The sequence below is a fragment of the Streptomyces sp. NPDC037301 genome, from assembly GCF_055602785.1.
The window spans coordinates 77,393-102,541 of sequence record NZ_JBVJWD010000031.1 but is presented as its reverse complement, the minus strand read 5'-3'; the positions used below and the strand labels follow the sequence as shown (position 1 = coordinate 102,541).

Annotated in this window: 21 protein-coding genes and 4 pseudogenes; 14 read left to right on the top strand and 11 right to left on the bottom strand. The window is 70.0% G+C overall.

Going from position 1 to position 25,149, the window contains the following annotated elements:
• Window positions 1-103: 103 nt before the first annotated feature.
• Entirely contained in the window at window positions 104-1,321 is a 1,218-nt protein-coding gene (locus tag ACZ7IB_RS34625) for a helix-turn-helix domain-containing protein (protein ID WP_470918039.1), read from the bottom strand.
• A gap of 313 nt (window positions 1,322-1,634) precedes the next feature.
• Entirely contained in the window at window positions 1,635-3,272 is a 1,638-nt protein-coding gene (locus tag ACZ7IB_RS34620) for an acyl-CoA dehydrogenase family protein (protein ID WP_470918038.1), read from the bottom strand.
• Between the two features lie 17 nt (window positions 3,273-3,289).
• On the opposite strand from ACZ7IB_RS34620, the gene ACZ7IB_RS34615 reads away from it, so the two are divergent.
• Window positions 3,290-4,447, top strand: coding sequence for a YihY/virulence factor BrkB family protein (locus ACZ7IB_RS34615; protein ID WP_470918036.1), 1,158 nt, complete (start codon window positions 3,290-3,292; stop codon window positions 4,445-4,447).
• Window positions 4,448-4,529: 82 nt separating this feature from the next.
• Window positions 4,530-5,314, top strand: a pseudogene (locus ACZ7IB_RS34610) (DUF6597 domain-containing transcriptional factor).
• On the opposite strand, the gene ACZ7IB_RS34605 reads toward ACZ7IB_RS34610, so the two are convergent.
• The 4 genes from ACZ7IB_RS34605 to ACZ7IB_RS34590 all read right to left on the bottom strand — a co-directional run bounded on the left by ACZ7IB_RS34605 (window position 5,254) and on the right by ACZ7IB_RS34590 (window position 9,125).
• On the bottom strand, window positions 5,254-5,646 hold the full coding sequence (locus ACZ7IB_RS34605; RefSeq protein ID WP_470918034.1) for a VOC family protein: 393 nt from the start codon (window positions 5,644-5,646) through the stop codon (window positions 5,254-5,256). The pseudogene ACZ7IB_RS34610 and the gene ACZ7IB_RS34605 sit on opposite strands and share 61 nt — an antisense overlap.
• A gap of 141 nt (window positions 5,647-5,787) precedes the next feature.
• Window positions 5,788-7,347, bottom strand: coding sequence for a 3-hydroxyacyl-CoA dehydrogenase (locus ACZ7IB_RS34600; protein WP_470918032.1), 1,560 nt, complete (start codon window positions 7,345-7,347; stop codon window positions 5,788-5,790).
• Window positions 7,348-7,387: 40 nt separating this feature from the next.
• The gene (locus ACZ7IB_RS34595; protein WP_470918031.1) at window positions 7,388-8,164 is read right to left on the bottom strand and encodes a CoA-transferase subunit beta; all 777 of its coding nucleotides are present in this window, start codon (window positions 8,162-8,164) and stop codon (window positions 7,388-7,390) included.
• A 43-nt stretch (window positions 8,165-8,207) separates the two neighbouring features.
• The gene (locus ACZ7IB_RS34590; RefSeq protein ID WP_470918050.1) at window positions 8,208-9,125 is read right to left on the bottom strand and encodes a CoA transferase subunit A; all 918 of its coding nucleotides are present in this window, start codon (window positions 9,123-9,125) and stop codon (window positions 8,208-8,210) included.
• A gap of 199 nt (window positions 9,126-9,324) precedes the next feature.
• Here ACZ7IB_RS34590 and ACZ7IB_RS34585 point away from each other — a divergent pair, with 199 nt between their 5' ends.
• Both ACZ7IB_RS34585 and ACZ7IB_RS34580 read left to right on the top strand, forming a co-directional pair.
• Window positions 9,325-10,254, top strand: coding sequence for a LysR family transcriptional regulator (locus ACZ7IB_RS34585; RefSeq protein WP_470918030.1), 930 nt, complete (start codon window positions 9,325-9,327; stop codon window positions 10,252-10,254).
• Window positions 10,255-10,357: 103 nt separating this feature from the next.
• Window positions 10,358-11,587, top strand: a complete 1,230-nt coding sequence (locus tag ACZ7IB_RS34580; RefSeq protein ID WP_470918028.1) for an acetyl-CoA C-acetyltransferase — start codon at window positions 10,358-10,360, stop codon at window positions 11,585-11,587.
• Window positions 11,588-11,786: 199 nt separating this feature from the next.
• Here ACZ7IB_RS34580 and ACZ7IB_RS34575 read toward each other — a convergent pair whose 3' ends face one another.
• Together ACZ7IB_RS34575 and ACZ7IB_RS34570 are read right to left on the bottom strand one after the other, a co-directional pair.
• Window positions 11,787-12,983: an FAD-dependent monooxygenase gene (locus ACZ7IB_RS34575; protein ID WP_470918048.1), complete on the bottom strand. Its 1,197-nt coding sequence runs from the start codon at window positions 12,981-12,983 to the stop codon at window positions 11,787-11,789.
• A 294-nt stretch (window positions 12,984-13,277) separates the two neighbouring features.
• Window positions 13,278-13,430, bottom strand: a pseudogene (locus ACZ7IB_RS34570) (acetylxylan esterase); the annotation flags it as partial.
• Window positions 13,431-13,492: 62 nt separating this feature from the next.
• Between ACZ7IB_RS34570 and ACZ7IB_RS34565 the strand changes: the two are divergent.
• Window positions 13,493-14,079, top strand: a pseudogene (locus ACZ7IB_RS34565) (oligopeptide/dipeptide ABC transporter ATP-binding protein); the annotation flags it as partial.
• A pseudogene (locus ACZ7IB_RS34560) lies at window positions 14,076-14,381 on the top strand (dihydrodipicolinate synthase family protein); the annotation flags it as partial. The pseudogenes ACZ7IB_RS34565 and ACZ7IB_RS34560, both read left to right, overlap by 4 nt.
• A 125-nt stretch (window positions 14,382-14,506) precedes the next feature.
• Here the strand turns inward: ACZ7IB_RS34560 and ACZ7IB_RS34555 are convergent.
• Entirely contained in the window at window positions 14,507-15,346 is an 840-nt protein-coding gene (locus tag ACZ7IB_RS34555) for a chaplin (protein WP_470918026.1), read from the bottom strand.
• A 530-nt stretch (window positions 15,347-15,876) separates the two neighbouring features.
• Between ACZ7IB_RS34555 and ACZ7IB_RS34550 the strand changes: the two genes are divergently transcribed.
• From ACZ7IB_RS34550 to ACZ7IB_RS34525, 6 genes are all read left to right on the top strand, one after another.
• Complete coding sequence (locus ACZ7IB_RS34550; RefSeq protein ID WP_470918025.1) at window positions 15,877-16,278, top strand: rodlin; 402 nt, start codon at window positions 15,877-15,879, stop codon at window positions 16,276-16,278.
• A gap of 294 nt (window positions 16,279-16,572) precedes the next feature.
• Window positions 16,573-16,806: a chaplin gene (locus ACZ7IB_RS34545; protein ID WP_470918024.1), complete on the top strand. Its 234-nt coding sequence runs from the start codon at window positions 16,573-16,575 to the stop codon at window positions 16,804-16,806.
• 245 nt (window positions 16,807-17,051) lie between these two features.
• Window positions 17,052-17,342 carry a hypothetical protein gene (locus ACZ7IB_RS34540; protein WP_470918022.1) on the top strand — a complete coding sequence of 97 codons (291 nt, stop codon included), beginning with the start codon at window positions 17,052-17,054 and terminating at the stop codon, window positions 17,340-17,342.
• 187 nt (window positions 17,343-17,529) lie between these two features.
• Window positions 17,530-17,970, top strand: a complete 441-nt coding sequence (locus ACZ7IB_RS34535) for a rodlin (protein ID WP_470918021.1) — start codon at window positions 17,530-17,532, stop codon at window positions 17,968-17,970.
• 235 nt (window positions 17,971-18,205) lie between these two features.
• On the top strand, window positions 18,206-18,406 hold the full coding sequence (locus ACZ7IB_RS34530; RefSeq protein WP_114247398.1) for a hypothetical protein: 201 nt from the start codon (window positions 18,206-18,208) through the stop codon (window positions 18,404-18,406).
• Window positions 18,407-18,525: 119 nt separating this feature from the next.
• Window positions 18,526-18,936, top strand: coding sequence for a rodlin (locus tag ACZ7IB_RS34525; RefSeq protein ID WP_470918020.1), 411 nt, complete (start codon window positions 18,526-18,528; stop codon window positions 18,934-18,936).
• A gap of 156 nt (window positions 18,937-19,092) precedes the next feature.
• Here the strand turns inward: ACZ7IB_RS34525 and ACZ7IB_RS34520 are convergent, their stop codons facing one another.
• Window positions 19,093-19,593, bottom strand: a complete 501-nt coding sequence (locus tag ACZ7IB_RS34520) for a DUF5949 family protein (RefSeq protein ID WP_470918018.1) — start codon at window positions 19,591-19,593, stop codon at window positions 19,093-19,095.
• A gap of 375 nt (window positions 19,594-19,968) precedes the next feature.
• On the opposite strand from ACZ7IB_RS34520, the gene rsgA reads away from it, so the two are divergent.
• Complete coding sequence (gene rsgA, locus ACZ7IB_RS34515) at window positions 19,969-21,144, top strand: ribosome small subunit-dependent GTPase A (RefSeq protein WP_470918016.1); 1,176 nt, start codon at window positions 19,969-19,971, stop codon at window positions 21,142-21,144.
• 70 nt (window positions 21,145-21,214) lie between these two features.
• Entirely contained in the window at window positions 21,215-22,564 is a 1,350-nt protein-coding gene (locus ACZ7IB_RS34510; RefSeq protein WP_470918047.1) for a DNA-3-methyladenine glycosylase 2 family protein, read from the top strand.
• A 47-nt stretch (window positions 22,565-22,611) separates the two neighbouring features.
• Here the strand turns inward: ACZ7IB_RS34510 and ACZ7IB_RS34505 are convergent, their stop codons facing one another.
• Entirely contained in the window at window positions 22,612-24,999 is a 2,388-nt protein-coding gene (locus ACZ7IB_RS34505; RefSeq protein ID WP_470918014.1) for a glycosyl hydrolase family 95 catalytic domain-containing protein, read from the bottom strand.
• Window positions 25,000-25,149 lie beyond the last annotated feature (150 nt).

Here is a 25,149-nt window from a genome sequence, read left to right as displayed (position 1 = left end):
GCTGGAAGCGTCAGAACTCCCATCATCGCAGGTCAGCAGGCACCTCTTCTCGTTTCCTCATCCACAGGACGCGAGTCACTCGGTGGATCGAGGCTTAGAGCGTCTAGGGGCCCTTACGTGCCCTGACCACCACCGGAGCCGTCGAGCGCGGCAGCAGATCGGCCGGATGATCCGGTTGGATCACCTCCACCTCGACCCCCTCGCCGAAGCGGTACGGGCGGTGTGCGAGCACCTCCGCGAGATGGCGGCGTATCCGCGAGATCTCCGCCCGCACCGTCACCGTCCGGGTCGCGTCGCCGAAGATGTCCTCCGCCAGCTCGGATGCCGTACGCCCTTCGCGGTGCAGCGCCAGGGCGTACAGCAGCTCCGCATGGCGCGGCGAGAGCCGCTGCGTCAAGGTGCCCACCGCACTCACCACATTGACCTTGAGCCCGCGCGGCCGGCTCAGGTCCAGCACCACCCGTCGCGGCGGCCCGTCCGATGGCCCGTCCGTGACCTGCACCAGCCAGCCGCCGGGCAGCGGCTCGACCTGACACATACCGAGCGACGGCAGCCACACCCGGCCCGGCTGCAACGACTTCGGCAGCGGCAGCCGGTCGACCGGCGGCATCCCGGTCACCGCGGCGAGCCAGCCGTGGGTGTCCACCGCCAGGGCCCGCCCGCCCAGTCGGCACAGCAGCGGCGCCGCCACCGAACGCAGCCGGTCGATCGCCTGGAGATGGCGGTTCCTGATCTCGCTCTCGGCCAGCCTGGCGACCGAACCGACCAGGGCGAGCGAGGTCGGATGGAACGTGGACGCCGGACCGCTGATGTCGACGATGCCGATCAGCCGGCTGTCCCGCGGATCACGCACCGGGGCCGCCGCACAGGTCCAGTTGTGCAGACTGCGCACGAAATGCTCCGACGAATGAACCTGGACCGGTGTGCGCGAGACGAGCGCCGTACCGATCGCGTTCGTCCCCGTGCTCGCCTCCGCCCAGGCCGCGCCCTCCGCCAGACAGATGCCGTCAGCCCGGCGCAGCACCCCCGTATTGCCCTGACGCCACAGCACCCGGCCCTCCACATCGGTGACCACCACGATCTGCTGTGCGGCATCCGCCAGGGAGACCAGGCCCTCGCTCAGCAGCGGCATCACCTCGCCCAGCGTCGAGCTCCGTCGCCGGTGCTCGATCTCGTCCATGTCCAGCAGCACACTCTCGGTGGACTGATCCGGATCGATACCGCTGCGCAGCACCCGGTCCCACGAGGCGCCGATCTCCGCGCGCGGGGCAACCGGTGAACGCTCGCCCAGGACCTTCGCCTCCCTGGCGCGGTGGATCATGCGTAGGGCCTGGACGGACCGCGGTACAGCCGATCGCGTCACCTCGGCAGCGCTTGTGTCCACTCTCATTCCCCCAAGATGCCGGCGCCGGACAAACGGCCCCCGGGTCCATCCTGCCCGCTGCGAGGGTCCCGGCAGTGCGCACTCCGCACAATGGTTGCAACCCTTTGCAACTCTGGCGAGGGAGCGCGGGTCCGTACGAGAGTGACGGAACACCGCACGGCGGCGCCTGTGCCCCGCTGTTCGGTGTGCACAGCATGGAGGGTGGTGCCGTGTCGGCGCAGCACCACCCTCCGTTGCCGTACCTCTCCGGCTAACGGTCGACGGGCCGTGCCCGTTCCACGACCGATGCCAGATCGAGGCTGTGCGGCAGCGTCCCGAATGCCGTGCCCCAGTCCCCGCCCAGCCGTGACGCACAGAACGCGTCGGCGACCTCCGGCGGCGCCCAGCGCACCAGCAGCGAACCCTGCAGCACCAGAGCCATCCGCTCGACCAGCCTGCGGGCCCGCGCCTCGATCCCGTTCAGATCGGCGAGCTCCGTCAGCATGTCCTTGATCGCCCCGTCCAGCCGGTGATCGGCGCCGCGCGCCCTGCCGACCTCCTGGAGGAACGCGTTCAGTGCCAGCGGCTCGCGCTGCAGCGCCCGCAGCACATCCAGCGCCTGCACATTCCCGGAGCCCTCCCAGATCGAGTTGAGCGGCGCCTCGCGCAGCAGCCGCGGCATCCCGGACTCCTCGACGTAACCGTTGCCGCCGAGACACTCCAGCGCCTCACCCACCATCGGCGTGCACCGCTTCGTCACCCAGTACTTCGCCGTCGGTACCGCGATCCGCAGGAAGGCCCGCTCGCTCTCCGTATCTGTGTCGTACGCCGCCGCCAGCCGAAGCGCCAGCACCGTCGCGGCCTCCGACTCCAGCGCCAGATCGGCCAGCACATTGCGCATCAGCGGCTTCTCGATCAGCACCCCGCCGAACGCGCTGCGGTATGTGCAGTGGTGGATCGCCTGCGCCACCGCCTGCCGCATCAGTGCCGCCGAACCGACCACACAGTCCAGCCGGGTCGCAGCCACCATCTCGATGATGGTGCGCACCCCGCGCCCCTCGTCGCCGACCCGGCGCGCCCACGTCCCGTCGAACTCGACCTCGCTCGACGCATTGGACCGGTTGCCCAGTTTGTCCTTCAGCCGCTGGATCGCGAACGTGTTCCGCGTGCCGTCGGGCAGCACCCGCGGCAGCAGAAAACACGTCAGGCCGGCGGGCGCCTGCGCCAGCACCAGGAAGCCGTCGGACATCGGCGCCGAACAGAACCACTTGTGCCCGGTGAGCAGATACTCGCCCTCCGCTGCCAGCGGCTCGGCCCGCGTCGTATTGGACCGTACGTCCGTACCGCCCTGCTTCTCCGTCATGCCCATCCCGAAGAGCACACCGGCCTTCTGCGCCGCGGGCCGCAGCCCTTGCTCGTACACCTTCGAGGTCAGCAGCGGCTCCCAGTCGGCAGCCAGCGCCGGATCGGTCCGCAGCGCGGGCACCGCCGCGTGCGTCATCGACAGCGGGCAGCCGTGCCCCGCCTCGGCCTGCGTCCACACCAGGAACCCGGCCGCCCGCCGCACATGACCGCCCGGCCTGCCCCAGGCGTCGGTCAGACCTGCGGTGACCGCATGACCCAGCAGCCGGTGCCAGGCCGGATGGAACTCCACCTCGTCGATGCGATTCCCGTACCGGTCGTGGGAACGCAGCACCGGCGGATTCTCGTTCGCCTGCACCCCCCACGCCTGCGCCTGCGCGGAGCCCGCGGATCTGCCCAGCTCGCCGAGCTCGCCCCGGGCCTCGGCGAGGAGCTCGGGAGGCATGTGACGTTGCACCGCCTCCGTGAGCGCGCGGTCGGCGGCGAAGACGTCGTAGCCGACCAGCGGCGGTACCTGGTTGGACACTGTGTGAGTGGTGGCTGCCATGCCGATACGGTAAGGACGTGCAGGCAGCAAATGAAACACCCGAGCAGCCACCGGGTCGGCTCCACCGGGCCCGAGTCCTCTACCGCAACGTTTCCAAGCGGCAGATGGTCTGGCAGTTGCTCAAGGACACCGTCAACTCGTGCATGGAGTACCGCATTCTGGGACTCGCCGCCGAGGCGGCGTTCTTCACCCTGCTGTCCCTGCCTCCGCTGCTCCTCGGCCTGATCGGTCTGCTCGGTTACGTCGACGAGTGGACCAACACCACCACGGTCGCCTCCATCGAGCGCAACATCCTCAACGCCGCGCAGACGGTGCTCAGCGAGCGGGGTGTGAACGACTTCGCCAAACCGCTCCTGGCGGACGTCACCACCGGCGCCCGGCCCGATGTCATCTCCATCGGCTTTGCCATCGCGCTCTGGTCCGGCTCCCGCGCGGTCAATGTCTTCATCGACACGATCACGGTGATGTACGGCCTCGACGGCCAGCGCGGCATCGTCAAGACGCGGCTGCTCTCCTTCCTGCTGTACGTCGTCGCACTGCTGCTCGGTGCCGTCGTGCTGCCGCTGCTCGTGGTCGGCCCCGACCGGGTCGTGGAGTTCATACCGTGGGGCACCGAGGTCATAAGCGTTCTGTACTGGCCGCTGGTGATCCTGTTGTCGATCGCGTTCCTGACGACGCTCTATCACGTGTCCGTACCGGTCCGTTCACCGTGGATCGAGGACGTGCCGGGTGCGCTGGTGGCACTCGCGATGTGGGTGCTCGGCAGCTTCCTGCTGCGGATCTACCTCACCAGTACGGTCGAGGGGCCCACGATCTACGGCTCGTTGGCGGCCCCGATCGCCGTCCTGCTGTGGATCGGTATCTCCGCGTTCGCGGTGCTGGTCGGAGCGGCGGTCAATGCCGCGATCGACCGGGTGTGGCCCTCGCTGGCGACGGCCGCGGCACGCGCGGCCAATGAGCGGGTACGGGCGGCCCAGGCCGCGGAGTTCGTCGCGCGGACGCAGGCGGAGAACCGGGACTGGGACGACGACGATGACGACGGTGACAGTCCCTATATGCCGTCCGAGTTCCCGGAGCGCTGGTCGAAATTCCTGCCGCCGGACGATGTGAAGTCCAGGCTGCAGCCGAGCCGCGACAAGGAGTCGGACAAGTCGAACAAGCCGTCCGACGACTGAGGACGCCCGCTGCCCGGCGGGTACGGCCGGTGCGGCGCCCCGGCAGGCCGATTCCGTTCACCGACGGGAATAGCGTGGGGATATGGCCGACAGGTACGAAGAGCGGGCGTCGCGGTTCGACGGTGCGACCGTGTGGACACTGAGTGTGCCGGGAGGATCGGTCCATCCGGTGCTGCCCGACGGCTGCATGGACCTGCTCTGGATCGGCGGACGGCTGCTCGTCGCGGGCCCCGACACCCGTGCCGGGACGTCGGCCGCCGGAACCGGCGGGCAGTTCACCGGCATCCGCTTCGCGCCCGGCACGGCCCCCGCGCTCCTCGGCGTACCGGCGCACGAACTGCGCGACCGCCGGGTCGACCTCGCGGACCTGTGGCCGGGCGCGCTGGTCCGCGTACTCAACGAGCGCCTCGCCGAAGCCCCCGACCCTGCCGCCGCACTGGAGACCATCGCCCTGCGGCGGGCGGCCGACACGACACCGCCGGACCCTGTGATGCGGTCCGTCGCCGCACAGCTCGGCGCCGGGCGGTCCGTCGCGGACACCGCGCAGACGGCCGGCCTCGGCGCCCGCCAGCTGCACCGCCGCTCACTCGCGGCCTTCGGCTACGGGCCCAAGACGCTCGCCCGGGTCCTGCGGCTGCAGCGTGCGCTCACCCTCGCCCGGTCCGGAACGCCGTACGCCGAGGTGGCGGTCGGGGCGGGCTGCACCGACCAGGCCCATCTCGCGCGGGAGATGCGCGACCTGGCCGGGACCACCCTGACCGCCTACCTCACGGCCACGTAACGGGGCGGGGCACAGGCACTCGGTCTCAGCCGTTGGCGGCGAACAACGACACCGCGCAGCCGTCCGGGTCGAGTACCGTCGCGTAACGCTGCCCCCACACCGCGTCCCACGGCTTCAGATGTCCCCGGTATCCGGCGCCGGTCAGGTCGTTGTACACCGCGTCCACCTCCGCCGGGCTGTCGCAGAGGAAAGCGAGTCCGAGGCGTTCCCCGCCGCGCGGCGCGGTCCAGTCGGGGTCGAACGAGCCGATGACGCCCTCGGTGTCCCACAGCAGTCGCTGCCCGCCCGGGAGCGTCACTTCGACATGAGGTGCGGATTCCGCATCGGCGGGGATGTCGAGACCGAGCCGGCGGTAGAAGGCGAGCGATGCGGCCAGATCCGCGGTGATGATGCCGATCGCGTCCATTCGTGGAGTCATGTTCCGACCGTAGGCCGGGCCCCGCGACGGGACTTGTACGAAACGGACATGGGCCGTGATCCTCAGACTTCTCCGGGTACGCGGACCGCGTACGGCGGGACCCGCCGGGAATGCAAGCCCCCGGCAGGTCCCGCCGCGCCGTCACGACGACGCGGTGCCGCCCGTGCAGTCGGCGAGTGACGTCCCCGGGTCCGTCAGCGCCAGACCGAGCTGGGCGCGTTCGGTGACCCAGCGGCTCGGGCGGTGACGCGGGTCGCCCGTCGTGCGGTGCAGCGCCCGGTGCAGCTCCAGCATCCGTTCGGCGCCGATCCGGTCGCCCCAGGCCAGCGGGCCGACGGGGTAGCCGAGTCCGGCCGTGACGGCCAGGTCGATATCGGCGGGGGTGGCGATGGAGCGCTCCGCGATCGATGCCGCGACCGAGACGATCGAGGCGAGCAGCCGCTGGGCGACCGAGCCCGCCGTGTCCCGTACCACCGAGACCGCGTAGGGCTCGTCGCCGTCCGCCGCCCGGGCCAGCACCGCGCGGGCGTCGCGCGCGGCGGCCGGGTCCGCCGCCGGCGTCACGGCCAGCACCCGGCGCCGGCCGGCCGGAGGCAGTGGGTCCACGCCGAAGGTGCGCCCCGCGGGCAGCCGGTGTGCGGCGATCGCGGAGGCCACCGTGGTGCCCCAGACCGGGACCAGTACGAGGGCGTCGGCGGACGGCTCCGTGCCCGTCTCGACGACGGCGCCCGCAGCGGCCAGCGCCGCACGCAGCGCGGCCGCGTCCCGGTCCTGCGGTGCGGCGCCGTGGATGAACACCGGGCGGTCCGCGTCGCCCGTGACCGGTGGTTCCGGGGCCGGGGCGGGCGCCTCGGGGCCGTAGCCGAACCAGCCGCGCCCGGTCTTGCGGCCGTGCAGCCCGGCGGCCACCCGGTTCGGGGTGAGATAGGAGGGGCGGAGCCGGTCCGCGTACCGGAATCCCTGCCAGATCGAGTCGATCACCGCGGCTGTCACATCCAGACCTGTGAGGTCCATCAGCTCGAACGGGCCCATCCGCAGGCCGAGCACATCACGGGCGATCCGGTCGATGCCCGCCGGGTCGCCGACCGTCTCCTCCAGCAGCGCGAGCGCCTCGGTCACCAGACCGCGGCCGGCGTGGTTGACCAGGAATCCGGGGGTGTCGGCGACCGTGACCGCATGGTGCCCGCAGCTCTCGACGAGCGCGGTGAGGGACGGCACGATCTCCGCACGGGTGGCCGCACCCGGCACGATCTCGACGATCCTCATCAGCGGTACCGGGTTGAAGAAGTGCAGCCCGGCCAGGCGCGTCGGGTCCTTCAGCGCCGCGGCGATCCGGGTGACCGACAGGGACGAGGTGTTGGTCGCGAAGACGGCCGTCGCGGGCAGCACCTGCTCCAGCCGGCCGAAGACCTCCGTCTTGGTGTCGAGGTCCTCCCGCACGGCCTCGATGACCAGCTCGACGTCCGGACCCTCCACCCAGGGGTCGTCCAGCGGGATCAGCCGCTCCAGGGCGGCGGCGGAGTCCTCGGCGGACATCCGGCCCTTCTGCACGGCCCGTTCGAGCATGGACCGTACGAAGTCGACGGCGGTCGTCACCGCCTCCGTACGTACGTCGCACAGCTCGACGGTGTGTCCGGCGGTCGCCGCCCACTGGGCGATGCCGCGGCCCATGGCCCCGGCGCCGACGATCCTGATACGCATGGCGGTTGCGGTCCTCTCGGGGTGTGACATGTGATTCGTCTCAGCGAAGATAGACGCGGTCCGGGTCCACGTCCTCGCGCAGCAGCCGCAGTTCGGCCGCGGTCGGCGGCGGTACGGTCCCGGCCTTGTCGGCGACCAGCAGGTCCCAGCCGGTGGCCGCTCGTACCTGTTCGACGGTGACGCCCGGGTGGACGGCGACCAGCCGCAGCTCCTCGCCGATCCCCGCACGGGCCAGGATGCCCAGTTCGGTGATGACCCGGGTGACACCGGCGCCCAGCGGCCGGATGCCTTCGGCCAGCGCCCGGTCGGGGCCGGGGGTGGTGCAGAAGTCGAGGGTCTCGGTGAAGGAGCGCGGATTGTGGCGGCGCATCACGACGAAGACCTCTCGGGAGTTGGTCATCACCTCGATGCCGCCGCCGGAACCGGGCAGCCGGACCGAGGGGCTGTCCCAGTCGCCGATCACGGACGTGTTGAGGTTGCCCCACCGGTCGATCTGCGCGGCGCCGAGGAACCCCACGTCGATATGGCCGCCCTGGAGGACGCAGCCGAAGAGTGCGGGCATCGAGAGCACCGCCTCGGCACCGGTGATCAGGACGGCGTCGGCGATGGTCTCCGGCAGATGCGAGGGATGGGCGCCGCAGACCCCTGACTCGTACACGACCTCGATCTCCGGGGCGACCGTCAGATGCGCCAGCTCGGTGGCGAGCGTCGGCAGGCCGATCCCGGCGAAAACGGTGCGGCGGGCGGCCAGTTCGCGGGAGGCGACGACGGAGAGCAGCTCCGATGAGGTGATGGTGTCCGGTGCGGTGGTGGTCATGGCCCGTCCTGCCTTTGTTCCTTCTCGTGTCCCGTTTCCGTACTCACAGCCGCCGTCCGTAATTCACCGGCAGACTCAGCGCCTCGCCGACCGCCAGGCCCGCCCAGAACTCCTCGCCGAGCTTGTCGACGTACTCGGCATGATCGGCCGTCCCGCGCACCCACTCGTTCAGCCACTCCTGGAGCCGCTGCGGGTCCTTGCTGATGTGCGACCAGGCCCGGTAGAAGGCGTTGTCCCGGTCGTAGTACCCCTGTGCGAAGGAGGGATGGGCGCCGCGCGGACAGACGACGACCGCGTCGACCGCATGGGCGGGGACGAGCGTACGGTTCGGGTCCGATCGGATCACCTCTTCGTCGACGATCTCCTCCACGACGACGACCGCCTTGTCCGCCGCGTAAACCGCCTCGGCCTGGATGCCGGTCAGACCCCACATCTGGGTGTTGCCGCTGCGGTCGGCGCGCTGGGCGTGGATGATCGTCACATCGGGGTTGACGGGCGGCACGACATAGATCTGCTCGGCCTCGCCGTCCGGGCCCGGGTAGGGCGAAGTCACCTTGCGCAGATCGCTGTTGACGGACGGCAGATCGCTGCCGCCGTAGCTGCGCAGCGGGTAGAAAGGCAGCCGCTGGGCACCGGCGAGATAGCGGCAGATCATTCCGTAGTGGCTGTACTCCTCGAAGGCGAGCGGCGCCGGGTCGGCGCTCTCGATGCGACGGCGCAGCTCGCCGAGCGATCCGGCGGAGGAATTGCCCACGAAGGAGGAGACCAGTCTCGAGACACAGCCCGCGGCGACCATCTGGTCCACCACGATGTCCGCGGTCATCCGGACGACGGTGAGGTCCCGGCGGCCCTGGCGGATGATCTCGTGGCCCGCGGCGGTGGGGACGAGATGGGTGAAGCCTTCGAGGCAGACGGTGCCACCGTCGTGGACGAAGGCGGCGACCGCGGCCTTCATCGACATCGTCTTGTCTTTCCGGTCCGTCGTGGCCACGGTGCTCCTCCGGCTCTGCGTGCGCCCCTGTTTATGCGCGTGGCCCACCATGTCAGCGGCTATTGATTGCTGTCCAATACCAAATTAAGGTCGCATCCAGACGTCTGATTAATGAATCGGATCGATGGATCCGGTCGGTGGAGACCGGCCGGTGACCGGAGGAGCGGGCATGGAGCTGCGTCATCTGTCCGCGTTCGTCGCGGTTGCCGAGGAACTGCACTTCGGGCGGGCCGCGAAGCGGCTGCAGATGGCCCAGCCGCCGCTGAGTCAGCAGATCCGGCAGCTGGAGAAGGAGCTGGGCGTCCAGCTCTTCGAACGCAACACCCGGTCGGTACGGCTCACCAGCGCGGGGGAGTCCTTCCTCCAGCCGGTACGGACCGTGCTCGACGACCTCGACACAGCGGTGCGGGCCGCGAAGGCGGCCGGCCGCGGCGAGTACGGACGGGTCACCATCGGCTTCGCGGGCGCCTCCAGCCACGAGACGCTGCCGCTCCTCACCAGGGCCGTGCGCGCCGCCCACCCCGCCCTCGAACTGGTCTTGAAGGGGCAGACGTACGCCAATGTCGCCCTCGACCGGGTCGCAGACGGCTCCCTCGACCTGGGGTTCGTCCGGCTGCCGGTGACCCGGCCGGGGGTGGCATACCGGGTGATCGACGAGGAGGAGCTGGTGTGCGCACTGCCCTCGGACCACCGGCTCGCCCGGCTGGAGAGCGTCCCCATCGACGTCCTCGCCGAGGAGCCCTTCGTCTCCTTCCCCGCCAACACCGGCTCCACGGTGCGCGACGCGACGGTCGGGGCCTGCGAGGCCGCCGGGTTCAACCCGCGTGTGGTGCAGGAGGCGCCCGACTCGTACACCATCCTGGCGCTGGTCGCCGCCGGCGTCGGCGTTACGCTCACCGTCACCTCCGTACAGCACATCCAGCAGAACGGCCTCGTCTACCGGCCCCTGTCCGGACCGCCCATCCGTCTCCAGGCGGCGCTGGCCTGGCGGGCCGACAATCCCTCCGCCGCTCTGCGGGCGGTGCTCGCGGTGGCGGAGGAAGCCCTGCCCACGCCGGCGCATCCGGCCGGGGACCGAACCACCGCAAGCCGCCATTGAGACGCGCCACGTCTTGAACCAGGGCGAACTGGATATTGGACCGACTCAGTCGCCGGGTGCAAGGGTCGGCGGCATACGCCCCTCGCCACCGAAAGGTCACGCCGTGCCCGACCAGCAGCTCGATGTCGTCATCTGTGAACCGCTGCGCACCCCCATCGGCCGTTTCGGCGGAGTGTTCGCACAGCAGACGCCGGCCGCACTCGCCGCACGCGTCATCGCCGAGGTCGTAGCCCGCACCGGAATCGACCCCGCCGCGGTCGACGAGGTGATCCTCGGACACGCCTACCCGTCCGCAGAGGCCCCCGCCATCGGCCGGGTCGCAGCCCTCGACGCCGGACTGCCCGAGACCGTCACCGGATCCCAGATCGACCGCCGCTGCGGCTCCGGCCTCCAGGCCGTCCTCGACGCGGCGATGCAGATCCGGGCCGGCTTCAGCGAGGTCGTCATCGCGGGCGGCGTCGACGTGATGAGCGCCGCCCCGTACTACACACACGACGGCCGCTGGGGCATCAAGGGCCCCGGCCTCCAGCTCCACGACGCGCTGGCCCGCGGCAGGGTCACCGCCGGCGGCGTCAACCACCCCGTACCGGGCGGCATGATCGAGACCGCCGAGAACCTGCGCCGCGCGTACGGCATCAGCCGCGAAGAGCAGGACGCCCTCGCCCTGCGCTCGCAGCAGCGCGCCGGCCGGGCAGCGGCGGAGGGACGGTACGACGCGGAGACCGTCCCCGTCACGGTGCGGACCCGCAAGGGCGAGACGCTTGTCACCGCCGACGAGCACCCCCGCCCCGACACCACCGCCGAACAGCTCGCCGCGCTGCGCCCGATCATGGCGAAGTCCGACCCCGGGGCGACCGTCACCGCGGGCAATGCCAGCGGTCAGAACGACGCGGCCGCAGCCTGCCTGGTGACCGGCGCGGCCACCGCCGAACGGCTCGGCCTCACCCCGCTGGTCCGGCTGGTCTCCTTCGCCCGCGCCGGGGTGCCCGCCGCGACGATGGGCATCGGCCCCGTCCCGGCGACCCGGGCCGCCCTCGACCGCGCCGGACTCAGCCTCACCGACCTCGACCTGATCGAGCTCAACGAGGCCTTCGCCGCCCAAGTCCTCGCCTGCACCCGTGAGTTGGGCCTCGGCGACACCGACCATGAGCAGCGCATCAACGTCAACGGATCGGGTGTCTCCCTCGGTCACCCGGTCGGCGCCACGGGCGCCCGGATCCTCGCCACGCTGACCCGCGAGCTGCACCGCCGCGAGGCCCGGTACGGCCTGGAGACCATGTGCATCGGCGGCGGACAGGGCCTCGCCGCGATCTTCGAGCGCATCGCGCCCTGAGAAACACCACGTGCAGTGAGACGCGAAGCGTCTCACTGCACGTGTAACACGCGCCGGGACAACTGCGTCACGGTGGTGGCGACGCACGATCCGGCCGTGGCGGAGCCCGCCGACCGGGTCGTGGACATGGCCGGGCTGACTGCCGCCGCGGCTTCGGCCGCACCGGCCGCTCGCTGAACCCGCCCGGTGGCGGGGCCCGTCACTGCCGCTGGACGCTGCCGTAGAGATAGCTTCTGGCGCCGTTCAATGCGGCGCGGTTCCACGCGTCCACATCGGCGGGCCCCATCGCCGGCCAGTCGGGCGTGTTCTCGACCAGTGCACGCCCCAGCCTGCGTCCCAGCCCGACCAGACGGGCCCCCTCGGCAGTGCGCTCGTCCGCGTACCGGCGCAATGCCGCGGCCGCCGAGGGGGATTCGCGCAGCGTCCGCTCCAGACAAAGTGCGTCCTGGAGCGCCTTGACCGCGCCGCTGGCGGTGTGCGGTCTGGTGACGCTCGCCGCGTCACCCGCCAGCAGGAACGGCGGTTCGGCCGCCCGGGGCACGACGAAGTCGGCAACCGGATGGAGCGCCTGGGAGGTGTGCTCTCCCCGGGCGAGGACGTCGGCCCATTCCGCCGGGAAGTGCTCATCGGCGATGTTCCGCACATACGCGGCGGAGACCGGGACTTCCGAAGCCGAAGCCGAAGCCGAAGCCGAAGCCGGGGGAGATGCGTAGATGGCGTACGCCAGCAGACGCGATCCCGGATCCGCACCCGGAATCAGGTAGAACACACCGTGCCCGCCCGGAAATCCCAGCGTGATCCAGGCGGTCTTCAGCAGCTCCAGTTGCTTGGGATGGTCGCGGAGCGCGCTCAGCGCAATCGTGCCCCGCCACACCAGATATCCGGCGGGAGCAGGTCGTACCTCGGGTGCGATCAGCTCGCGGGTGACGGACCGGTGCCCGTCGGCCCCGACGACGATGTCGTATTCCTGCTCCCCGGCCGCGGTGCGGATCAGGGCGTGGCCGGCGTGCGTACGGCCGACGGAGCCGACGGGCAGCCCGCGGTGGTACGCGCTCTCCCCGATGTTCGAGCGCAACGCCCGCCACAACAGGCCCCAGTTGCACGGCGTCACAGGACTCGCCTGCCGTGCCAGCTCACGCGCCGAGTGCCGCCCCGGCGCCCGCGCGAGCCAGATGCGGGTGGCGACCGGCATCGTGGGCATGTCCGCGCCCAGGTACCCGCCCGTGATCAGCTCCTGATGCAGCGGCGGCGGGATGACGATGCCGAACCCCCGGTCCTGAAGCTCGCCGCTGCTGCGCTCGTGGACGGTGACCTCCGCCCCGGCTCGGGTTCCGGCGATCGCCATGGCGCAGCCGGCGATGCTGCCGCCGACCACCCCGATGCGTAAGCCCGTCACTGCCACTGTGCTACCACCTGTTCTGACGCTCCGGGAGGTGCTGAACGCCCTCATCGTCGCACCCGGGCACGGGTGGGACGGTGACGCGCGCACCTCACGGAGGGGCCGTCCGGGTGTTACGGAGTCACGGGTGACCGGTGGACGCCCGGAGCAGGTTCTCGTGGGCGAGGCCGCGCCCGCCTCCGTACCCGAGGAACTCGACGACGCAGCCGAGCGGTTCGGTGGCCCCGGCCGTCCGGCGAATCCGGGCAGTGTCACATCGTACGTACGGATCCGGGTGAGCCCGGTGTCCACGGGCGCGAACACCGGCTTCTGCGCCGGGCCCCGGTTGTCGGCGGCGGGAGCTCCGCTCAGCTGGTTCGACCAGAAGGCGTCGAAGCCGGCTGGAACCGGCAATTCGGGCCTGAAATCGTGGCAGTCCGCGAGCGAGAGGTCCGTCAACGGCATGGAGGTGCCTTCCTGGGGCGAACCGGGGTGATGACCACCGGACATCAAGACAGAAGACGTCCGGCCTGCCCGGCCACACCCTCGCCGCACTGCCCGGACAGCTCTCCGGCGGCCAGCCCCAGCGCGTCGCCCGCGCCCTGGCCCTGGAACCGGAACTGATCGTTGCCGACGAACCGACCTCCGCCCTCGACGTCTCCGTCCGGGCCCAGGTCCTCAAACTCCTGGTCGACCTGCGCGAACGTCTGGGCCTCGGCATGGTGTTCATCTCGCACGACATCCAGACCGTGCGTTACCTCGCCGACCGTCTCGCCGTGCTCTACCTGGGCCGGATCGTCGAGGAAGGGCGTGCGGCCGATGTGGCGGGCGCTCCCGTGCACCCCTGCACCGAGGCACTGCTCTCCGCGACCCCCAGCCTGCTGGAGACCACCGAACGCATCGTGCTACCGGACCGGTGCCCTCGGCGACCAACCGCCCTCCGGCTGCCCGTTCCGTAGCCGCTGCTGGAAGGCGGACGAGGTCTGCGCCACGGTCTTTATGGCGGAGGCCTCCGGCCCGGGTGAGCACCGCCGGCACTGCGTCCACCCCCCAGAGCCCCGCGTCCCCCGTCGGGGACCCAGTCTCCGTATCCTCCGCAAGGAGCACCGCATGACCGCCCGAAGCCCCCGCTACTCCGGAGTGATCCCGCCCGTCGTCACCCCGCTTACCGCGGACGGTGAGATCGACCGACCGTCCCTGGAGCGGGTCGTGGGGCATCTGCTCGACGGCGGTGTCAGCGGTCTGTTCGCACGCGGCAGCTCGGGCGAGACGGCCTATCTGACGCCCGGGCAGCAGGACGAGGTCATCAAGGTCATCGCGGCCGCGGCCGCCGGACAGGTCCCGGTCCTCGTCGGTGCGGTCGAGACCACCGCCAACCGGGCGACCGAGCGGGCCCGTGCCGCCGCGGGCCTCGGCACCGGCTGACCGCGTGGACCGTCGGCGGGGCCCACCGGTCGAGTTCCGTACACACAGCAGGTCCGGTCGGACAGCATCGGCTGTCCGACCGGACCTGCTCGTCTCCCGGCTGACTGATTCGTGGATCAGCTCTGCGAGCGGCGGACCCGGCGCATCAGTACCGCGCCACCGAGCAGCAGCGCGGCGCTCGTGCCAGCAGCCACGCCGAGATCAGCGGCACCGGTGTGGGCCAGCTGCGCGTTGGTGATCGGTCCCCCGGAGGTGACCGTCGGCTCATTGGTCCGCGGTTCACCGGCAGGGGGTGTGACCACGGCGGGTGTGACCGGGGGCGTGACTACCGGGGGTTCGACCACGGGGGGTTCGACCACGGGGGGTTCGACCACGGGGGGTTCGACCACCGGCGGCTCGACCACGGGGGGTTCGACCACGGGGGGTTCGACCACCGGCGGCTCGACCACGGGGGGTTCGACCACCGGCGGCTCGACCACGGGGGGCTCGACGGGGGGCTCGACCACCGGCGGCACGGTGTTCGGCTCGCTGACGTTGGAGCACTCGTTGCCGGAGGTCGGGTTCAGCGCACCGACGACAGTGACACTATTGCCACAGGCGTTGACCGGGACGTCCACCGGAGCGTGGATCAGGTTTCCGGACAGCACACCGGGAGAGTCGGTCGCGAGGCCCTCGGCACTCGCACTCTGGCTCCCGTTGCTGTTCCCGGCGCCGCTCGCGTGGGAGCAATTGTTGCCGAACGCGGAGTTCAGCAGACCGACCACATTGACCGTGTTGCCACACACGTTGACGGGAACGTGCACCGGCACCTGCACGGCATTGCCCGAGCCGATGCCCGGCGAACCGGTGGTGGTGCCATCGGCCGACGCATCCGCGAACGCGTACCCGCCGGCCGCGGTCAGGATGCCTGACGCCGCCGCCATGACCAGCACGCTCTTACTCAAGGCTTTTCGCATTGGTTGCCCTTCCTTAGGACATTCCGTGCGAGCGGAACGCTCGCGGTTCATTCATCAGGCAGTGCAGCTCGCGCCGGGGACGCTACCCCGGGGGTCTTCCTACGTGAGTCGGCAAGCGGCGGTTACAGAAAGGAGGGGAGACCACGAAGAAGCGTTCTTCATGTGATAAGTCCTAATTTCTGCTCGGTGAACACTCGAGCTGCGCAGTTGGTAGAACCAATAACGAGGAGGAATTGTCGAGGAAACTCGAAAGGTCGTGGAAATTTTGTGACCACTCGAACGGGTTGCGAATGTGCGCTCACCCTGACGTCATTCACTGCGCCCAGGTGCTCAACTCCGCATGACGGCGTGGCCGTTGACACCTCGAGGAAGAGGCTTGGGCGGCTGAACGCTCCTGCGGCCCCCGTGGTGTTGCTTCGTACTGCTGTCCGTGCATCTTGGCAATCGGGTGAACGGAGGGAACCAAACGCCCGGTCACAAGTTGGGCAGGGGGCTCCGGTACGGGGCATCAGGTGCAAGAAGGGTTATTCGTGATCAAGAAGGTTCTGGCTACGGGTGCCGTTGCCGCCTCCATCCTCGGTCTGGGCGCGACGCAGGCCATGGCGATCGGCGACGACAACGGTACGACCTCGGTCAACGGCAGTGGAACCTCGCAGCCGTTCGGCAACTCCGAGACCCGTGGTGATGGCAGCCCGCAGTTCGGCCTGGTCCAGGGCAGCCTGAACAAGCCGTGTATCGGCCTGCCGACCAAGGCCAACGCCGGCTCGATCCCCGGCGCGGTCCCGGTCGCGGTCCAGGACGCCAACGTGCTGTCCTCGCCGCAGAACCAGCAGTGCACGGAGAACTCCATCCAGGCCAAGGGTGACGAGCCGCTGTCGCATATCCTGAGCGGCATTCCGGTGCTCTCCGGAAACGGTGTCGGCAACAGCTGATCCAGCCGCAATGACAGGCCCGGGCCGTCGGCATTCCTCCTCCGTGCGGCTCGGGCCCGGTGTCGCCTTTCCCAATACCGGTACATCGGATTGTCCGATGATCGCGCCCGTGACATTGAGTGAACGATACTGCGTCATTCGGGCGGTTTTTCGGGAATCTTCTTCTCAAAGAGTTTCGCCTACGGTCTTACATCGTTACCAATTGCAGCGGCGGAGTTACGAGTGATCAGGACCGCGCTCGTGCGGCACGAAAGACGTGGCCGCTTCGGACTCCGTCAAGGAAAGGGAAAAAAAGTGAAGTACACCAAGGTTGCCGCCATCGCCGCCGGAACCCTGATGGCGATGGGTGCTGCCGCGCCCGCCTTCGCCGACGCAGGTGCCGACGGCAGCGCCGCCAACTCCCCGGGCGTGGTGTCCGGCAACGTTGCCCAGGTCCCGGTCCAGGTTCCGGTCAACCTCTGTGGCAACACCGTGACCGTGATCGGTCTGCTGAACGGCGCCGCCGGCAACCCCTGCGCCAACTCCTGATCTCTGGTCGGCCCAGCCGAACGCTCATGACCGGAAGGCCCCGGCACGCATCCGATGCGTGCCGGGGCCTTTCCCCATTCCTGGTGGTCGATCGAGTGGTCCCGGAGAAAAGGCGGCCCGTCCAGTCGCCGTGTCGCAACCACATCGTTACCCGGTGCGAAAGCGGCAGAAGGCACAGCTAAAGAAGGCTTGTGCGGCGCGGATATGCGACCGAAACAGATGCTGCTGCAGAAGGGAACCTGAAAGTGAAGTACGCGAAGACCGCTGCGTTCGTTGCCGGTTCCGTGGTCGCTCTCGGAACGGCTGTTCCCGCCTTCGCCGTTACCGCCGCCACGGCCCCGAACTTCAGCCTCGACGGCGGTGTCAACCAGGTCGTGGAAGGTGCCCCGCAGGCTGTCGACCCGATCGTCGACACGGTCGGCGGCGCCGCCGATTCGGTGCAGAAGAACGGCACCGCCACCAAGCTGGCCGGCCAGGCCACCGGTGCGGCCAAGGGCGCGGCCCCGCTGATGGGCGGCCTGCCGCTCGGCGGCTGATCCGTCGCGTCATGGCAGCTCCCCGTTCATCGGCGGCATTTCGCAGTTCTCCGGTGCTGTGCATTCGGCGAACAACCGGACAGTAAAAGCATCGTCCGAGTGAATCGGTACAACCACCCCCGCCGCACTGAGTTGGTCGAAGCGCTCCGGACGGGCGGGCAACAGAAGACCCCAGAAGGGCTATTTCGTGGTCAAGAAGATTATGGCCTCGGCAGCCGTCGCTGCTTCGATCGTCGGTGTCTCCGCCGCGATCGCTCCGCAGGCCATGGCCGTCGGCAACGACGGTGGCACGACGTCGTTCAGCGGCAACGATGCTGTCCAGTCGTATGGCAACTCCGCCACCCACGGTGACTGGAGCCCGCAGTTCGCGCTCATCCAGGGCTCGCTCAACAAGCCCTGCGTCGCCCTGCCGGCCAAGGCCGACGTCGGTTCGGTCCTCGGCGCCGTTCCGGTCTCGGTCCAGGACGTCAACGTCCTGGCCTCGCCGCAGAACCAGCAGTGCACGGAGAACTCCACCCAGGCGAAGGGTGATGAGGCTCTGTCGCACATCCTGAGCGGTATTCCGGTCCTGTCCGGCAACGGCACGGGCAACAACTGGAACCGTGAGGCTCCGGTCGCTCGTCGCTGATTCCTCGAACTCGTGGAGGACGGCGTCACGGGCGGCTTCGAGTACGCCTGCCCGCAGTGTGTGAAACACCCGTGGGGCCGGCACATCCACGCAGTAGCCGTTTTTCGGCGGCCCGGATGTGTCGGTCCCATGCCGTGCGTCCGGGGCGCCGCCGACCCCTCGAAGGGACGGGCGTACTGGGCCGGTTGCCGTAGTGGCGGCAGACGTCACCCGTCGCACCGGGTAAGGGCTGTTCATGGACCAGTACGACAGCCAACGCCCCAGCGGCCGGCAGCGGCACGCGCAGGACGTCACACCCATCTACGACCGGCTGCTCGCCGAATGGCAGGCGGCCCGCGGCGGCCCGGAGCCGGCGCCGTCCGCGCAGCCCCATCGGCCTTGTGCGGGAAGTCGCGTTCCTGCGGCCCGTATCTCCGAAGAAGACGTCGACGGGTGAAGGAGCGGCGTCGAACTCGCGCCGGATCGAACCCATTTGAGTGGTACTGCGGAACCGACGCTTCCGTAGCAGATTGATCAATGCGTTCCGCAACGGGACGCTCCGAAAGGTGAAGCGTGATGAAGAAGATGATGGCCGGCGCAGCAGTGGCCGTGGCCTTGGTCGGTCTGTCTGCCGCCGCGGCCCCCGCGGCCATGGCGATCGGTGATGACCAGGGGGCCACGTCGGTCAACGGCAACGAAACCGTGAGCGAGTTCGGCAACAGCATGACCCAGGGTGACGGCAGCCCGCAGTTCCGGCTCGTCCAGGGCGCGCTGAACAAGGCCTGCGTCGGCCTGCCGCTCAAGGCCAACGCCGGTTCGCTCGGCGGTGTGCTGGTGCCGGTCGCGGCTCAGGACGTCAACGTGCTGTCCTCGCCGCAGAACCAGCAGTGCACGGAGAACTCCACTCAGGCCAAGGGCGACGAGGCGCTGTCGCACCTCGTGGACGACATCCCGGTGCTCTCCGGCAACGGGGTCGGCAACAGCTGAGACTCCTGAAGTGCGGGCGATTCGGGGATCCGCCCGGCAATCGCCCGCACTCCGGCGTACGGCACCACCGAGCAGTATCCGGGGCACAGCCCCAGGGCTCCACACATGATGACGCCCACCGTTCCACGTGGGGGGCATCTGGCGTACGGGGGCGGCTCAGCCCAGGCTGCGTACCGGAAGGACGCAGTGGGCGGAGGTCATGATGACCTCTTCGTCGCCTGCGAACGATCGCAGCAGCTCCTCGCTGACCGGCCGGCCCGGCGTGCCCTGGGGCCATGGACGGGTGGCGAACATCGCGTGCGCCTCGCCCCGCTCGTGGGCCGCGGCCAGCCACTCGGGCGGTGCGGGGTACTGCGCGGTGAAATGAGGCAGCGTCAGGACCGCCTGACCCGCCTGGACGTGCAGCTTCACCGGTAGGCCCGGGCTCTCGGCGGCGTGGATCGGACCGGCGCCGACCGGCAGTCCACTGCGGTCCAGGGCCATGCGCATGGCGGCCTCACCGGCGGCCGGACCGTCCGTCCCGTCACCGAGTGAGTAGACGAGGAGGAAGGCGACGTCGTGGCCGCCATCGGGGTGCTCGCCGCTCCACCCGATCAGCGTGATCGTGCCCAACTGGGCTTGTGCGAAAGCGCCGGTGGCGGTGCGGGGTGAGGTCATGCTCGGCACCAAAACGGCCCAGGACCGGTCGTTGTGTATGCGTATCATCTGATCGAGGGAGATCGACGGATATCTCCGATGAATGCGGTCGTGAAGTGCCCCGGGCCGGGGCTGCCGGATCCCGTGGATCAAATGTGTTGACGTCACCCGACGGTCGCGGGCTATCGTGTGCAGCGTTCCGGACGGCGGACAAGAACCGCCGGTGTCGGCCCCGTGCTCGAACCAGGAGGTGAGGACATTGATGACTGTCGCTGCGGTGGGCGTTGCCCACAACCAGAAGAGCATCGTTCCCACCCCCGTGGTCGCCGGCTGACCTTTCCGTAACTCTCCGCGCCTGTGTGCGCGTTGCCGGGGCCACCCTTTGAAGGGTTTCCCTTGTCTTTCCCGTCTTCTTCGTCCTTCGCTTCTTCTCTTCAGGGCTCGTCCGCGTCGCATCCGCTGTCCCCATACGGCTGGGACGACGACTGGGCCGCCGAGTTCGCTCCGTACGCCGGACAGGGTCTGCTGCCCGGACGCGTGGTGCGGGTGGACCGCGGGCAGTGCGATGTCGTCACCCCGCACGGCACGCTCCGGGCCGACACCGCCTTCGTCGTCCCGCGTGATCCGATGCGGATCGTCTGCACGGGCGACTGGGTCGCCGTCGACCCCGACGGCGATCCGCAGTTCGTACGGACGCTGCTGCCGCGGCGTACGGCCTTCGTCCGCTCGACGTCGTCGCAGCGCTCCGAGGGGCAGGTGCTGGCCACCAACGTCGACCACATCGCCATCTGTGTCTCGCTCGCCGTGGAGCTCGACCTGGGGCGGGTGGAGCGCTTCCTCGCGCTGGCCATGTCCAGCTCCAGTGGCGACGCGCTGCTGCGCGACGGGGCCTCCGCCACGGACGGCGCAGCACAGCCGATCGTGGTGCTGACCAAGGCCGATCTGGTGCCGGACACCGGCACGCTGTCGTATCTCGTCCAGGACATCGAGGCCATCGCGCCCGGTGTACAGGTGCTGCCCGTCAGCTCGGCCACCGGGGAGGGGCTCGACGTCTTCGCCGCCATCGTCGCGGGCGGGACGAGCGTGCTGCTCGGGGCGTCCGGCGCGGGCAAGTCGACCCTGGCCAACACCCTCCTCGGCCGCGATGTGATGGAGGTGCAGGCTGCCCGCGATGTCGACGGCAAGGGCCGGCACACCACCACGACCCGCAATCTGCTGGTCCTGCCCTCCGGGGGCGTACTGATCGACACCCCCGGACTGCGCGGGGTGGGACTCTGGGACGCGGAGACCGGCGTCGGCCAGGTCTTCTCCGAGATCGAGGAGCTGGCCGAGCAGTGCCGGTTCCACGACTGCGCCCATGAGTCGGAGCCCGGCTGCGCGGTACTCGCCGCGATCGAGGACGGTTCGCTCTCGGAGCGGCGCCTCGACAGCTTCCGCAAGCTGCTGCGTGAGAACCAGCGCATCGTCGCCAAGACCGATGCCCGGGTGCGGTCCGAAATGCTGCGCGAATGGAAGCGCAGAGGGGCCGAGGGACGGGCGGCCATGGACGCGAAGCGGGGCCGGCTGCGGTAGGCCGCAACCCTGGTCGACGTCCGAATACCGCCAGTGCGGTACCCGGAGGTGCCGCACACTGGGCGGTGTGATGGACGAACAGACCAGGTACGAGGCGGTGAGCAGCCGTGACGCCCGTTTTGACGGGGAGTTCTTCTTCGCCGTCGAAACGACCGGCATCTACTGCCGGCCGAGCTGCCCCGCCGTCACCCCCAAGCGGAAGAATGTCCGCTTCTACCCGACCGCGGCCGCCGCCCAGGGCAACGGCTTCCGGGCGTGCCGACGCTGCCGCCCGGACGCCGCGCCCGGCTCCGCCGACTGGAACGTCCGGGCCGATGTCGTCGGCCGAGCCATGCGGATGATCGGCGACGGCGTGGTCGACCGGGAGGGCGTGCCCGGTCTCGCACACCGGCTCGGCTACAGCTCACGGCAGGTGCAGCGGCAGCTCAACGCGGAGCTGGGCGCCGGACCCGTCGCGCTCGCCCGCGCCCAGCGGGCCCACACTGCGCGGGTGCTGCTCCAGACGACCGGGCTGCCCGTGACCGAGATCGCCTTCGCGTCCGGCTTCGCCAGCGTGCGGCAGTTCAATGACACGATCCGGCAGATCTATGCCCGTACGCCGAGCGCACTGCGCGCCGAGGCCGGGACGGGGCTGGGAGCGGCGGTACGAGAGGCGCGCACCACCGGGATCCCGCTGCGGCTCGCCCACCGGGGGCCGTACGCGGCCCACGAGGTCTTCGATCTCCTGGCAGGCGAGACGGTCGACCGGATCGAGGAGGTCAGCGGGGATCCCGGTGCCCGTACCTACCGGCGCACCCTGCGGCTCCCGTACGGCACGGGCATCGTGGCCGTCGACGAACGGTCCGCCGGGTCCTGGCTGGACGCCCGGATCCACCTCACGGACCTGCGGGATCTGACGACGGCCGTGCAGCGGCTGCGGCGCCTCTTCGATCTGGACGCCGATCCGTACGCCGTCGACGAGCGGCTCGGCACCGACCCGCGACTCGCGACGAGTGTCGCCGCCCGCCCGGGGCTGCGCTCGCCGGGTGCCGCGGATCCGGAGGAGTTCGCCGTACGGACGCTGGTGGGCGGGGCCGGGGCCGAGCGGCTCGTCGAAATGTACGGGAAGGTCCTCGACGTCCCCTGCGGCGGGCTCACGCATGTCTTTCCCGAGCCGGGAGTGCTGGCCGGTGCGGTGGACGACCCGGCGCTGCGGGCTCTGGCGACCGCGCTCGCCGACGGGGACGTACGGCTCGACGCCGGGGCCGACCGCGACGAGGCCGAGCAGGCGCTGCTGCGGCTGCCGGGGATCGGTCCGGCAGCCGCGGCGCTCATCAGGATGCGTGCGCTCGGCGACCCCGATGTGGATCCGGACGGGAGGCCCGAGGCGGAGCGGTGGCGGCCCTGGCGTTCGTACGCCGTACGGCACCTGAGCCTCTAGATCCCCCTGTCGAGGCCCCAGCTGTGGGCCGGGGTCCGGGCCGGGGCTCAGGCAGGCAGGCCCCAGCGTGGCGCGGGCGCGTTCGCCGTGACCGGGCGGACGGTCAGGTCCGGGCGGTCGCCCTTCGCCGTGATCAGCGCCGATTCGCCCCTGCGCAGGCGGATGCGTACCGCACCGTCGGTCAACTCCTCGTGACTCAGCGGGCGTCCGTGCCGGTCGCGGATCTCGATGGCACCCTCGATGCCATGGCGTACGACGCAGGGCGCGCCCGCCTCGCTGGTCACCCGCACCCAGCGGGTCCGCCCCTCTTCGCGTACCGCACTGAGCAGGAACGCCCCCTGTGTACGGAAGTCATGGACGGTCGTCTCCCGCCAGGCGGCGGGCAGCGCCGGGAAGACCCTGATCGTGCCGCCCCAGGACTGGCACACCATGTCGTGCAGCGACTGGGCTGCCGCGAGCGGGGTCTCGATGACGGGGCCGGACTCCTTGTACATCGTGTTGGCCCGAATGAAGCGGCTCATCAGCTCGCCGAGGTAATTCAGCGCGTCCTCGCCCTTGCCGAGCAGGGCGGATATGGAGGCGGCACCCGTGAAGGTGTAGCCCTGCAGGGCGCCCTCGAAACCGACCCAGTGGGCCAGGGACTTCTCGATCAGGGCGCGTTCGTCCGCGGTGGAGCCATTGACCTCGTACAGCGGGTAGACCGCCAGGAGGTGCGAGAAGTGGCGGTGAGACTTCGCGAACGGGGCCCCGGCGCCGATCATGAAGCCGTTCCCGTCGACCGGATAGGGGGTGAGCTTGGACAGCACCTCCTGCCAGCGGGCGGTCAGCGGGTCGCGGACGCCGAGTTCCTTCGCCGAGTCGAGCAGGGTGCGGCAGCCCCAGCGCAGCAGCATCAGGTCGTAGTTGCAGTCCGGCGCGTTGACGCCGTACTCGGGAGAGAACGTGGCCGGGAGATGCAGTTTGCCGTCCGCACCGGGCGCCAGGAAGTGCAGGTAGTAGTTGACGGCCTTGCGCAGCAGCGGGAACAAGGTGTCGCGCAGGATCGACTTGTCCATGGTGTGGCGGTAGGAGAGCCAGACGTTGTGCAGCGCCCAGGTCAGATTGCCGACCTCGGGGGTGGGCGGGTCCTGGCCCGGAATGCCGACGCCGTAGCCGAGGACGGGGGCGGTGGCACCGCCGTTGATCAGGTGCGGGTCCGTGGTGCGTGGCAGTCCGGCCGAATCGGCTCGGTAGGGGGTGGCCACTTCCTTGGAGAGGTTGTCGCGGAATTCGCTCAGGGACCGGGTGATCGCGTCGAGCTCCAGGTGGTTGGAGCCATGGATCAGCCAGTACTCCAGCTGGGCGTTGAGGTTCCACCAGGTGTTGGGCCAGGGAGTGGGTTCGAGCCAGGGACCGGAAGTGGCCATCACGGGCGCGTCCTTACGCGCGGCCGATGCCGTCTTGTACAGCTGGATCCAGTAGAAGCGCTGCAGCCGGGCGTCCGGGAGCGACAGGAAGCTCTTTCGGTAGTACCGGTCCCACCAGATGTGATGCGGTTTGACGAGCCGACCGTACGGGAGGTCGGCCGCGGTCCTGACGTGGCGCAGCGCACGGTCGCGGGCTGTCGCCCTCGGGTGCGAGTGCGTGACCGTGACGTACAGGGTGCGTGCCCCACCGCGGGTGACCTCACGCCAGGCGGTGACATGCTCGCCGCCCGCCAGCAGCGGCTGGACGGCGGCCGTTGATCCCTCGTGCTCCTCGACGGTGGCGGGCGGATTACCGGTGTAGCCGGCGGGAAGCTTCTGGAAGTCGGCTCGCGGGCTGATCGCGTCGGCCGGGTGGAAGACCCAGCGGAAGCCCTGCTCGCCCGCGCTCGGGGTTACCTCCACGGCGAGCAGGTCGCTGGAGGAGTGGACGAAGGCGCGGAGCTTCAAGGTGCCCGCGGTGGTGGTGATCGTGCCTTCGAGTTCGGCGGTGCGCAGCCGCATCCACCAGTCGATGCCGGTGATGGTGCCGGCCGGTTCCAGGGTGAAGTGGCCGATCGGGAGGCGGGCGAGGCCGAAGAGGGAGCCGAACTCGGGGCGGTGGTCCTGGACCTCGGAGTGCTGGACGTTGAATCGGACGGCCGTGGTGGTGGCGCCGGGCTCGGCGTAGATGCCGGAGCCGAGGCGTCCGTTGCCCAGATACGGGCCCTCGTACCAGGTCTTCGGCAGCTTCTGCCAGAGCAGGTCGGCGTCGTCCAGGACCGTGCGCCAGCTGTCGTCGGGGGAGTGCACGGTGACCGGGGCCGGGGCGGTGGGTCCAGGGGCGGCCGGGGCGGCTGCCTGGGCGGGGACGGACGCGCCGCCCACCACGAGTGCGCCGCCGATCGCGGTGCCGGTGGCGAGAACACTTCTTCGGGAGGGGGACGGGGCTTCGTTCCGGGACGGGCGGGAGGGGTCCGGTGCTGTGGGCAAGGCATCTCCTGGCGACTCGTACGCAGGCACATCAATTCATCCGAGCTATTCCTTCAGGGGAAAGTAGGCACGAGGCATCATTGCGTCAATAGAGCGGGAGAGGTCGGATGTATTTCCCTCTATCTGGACAACATCCCTCCAGATGGTCAG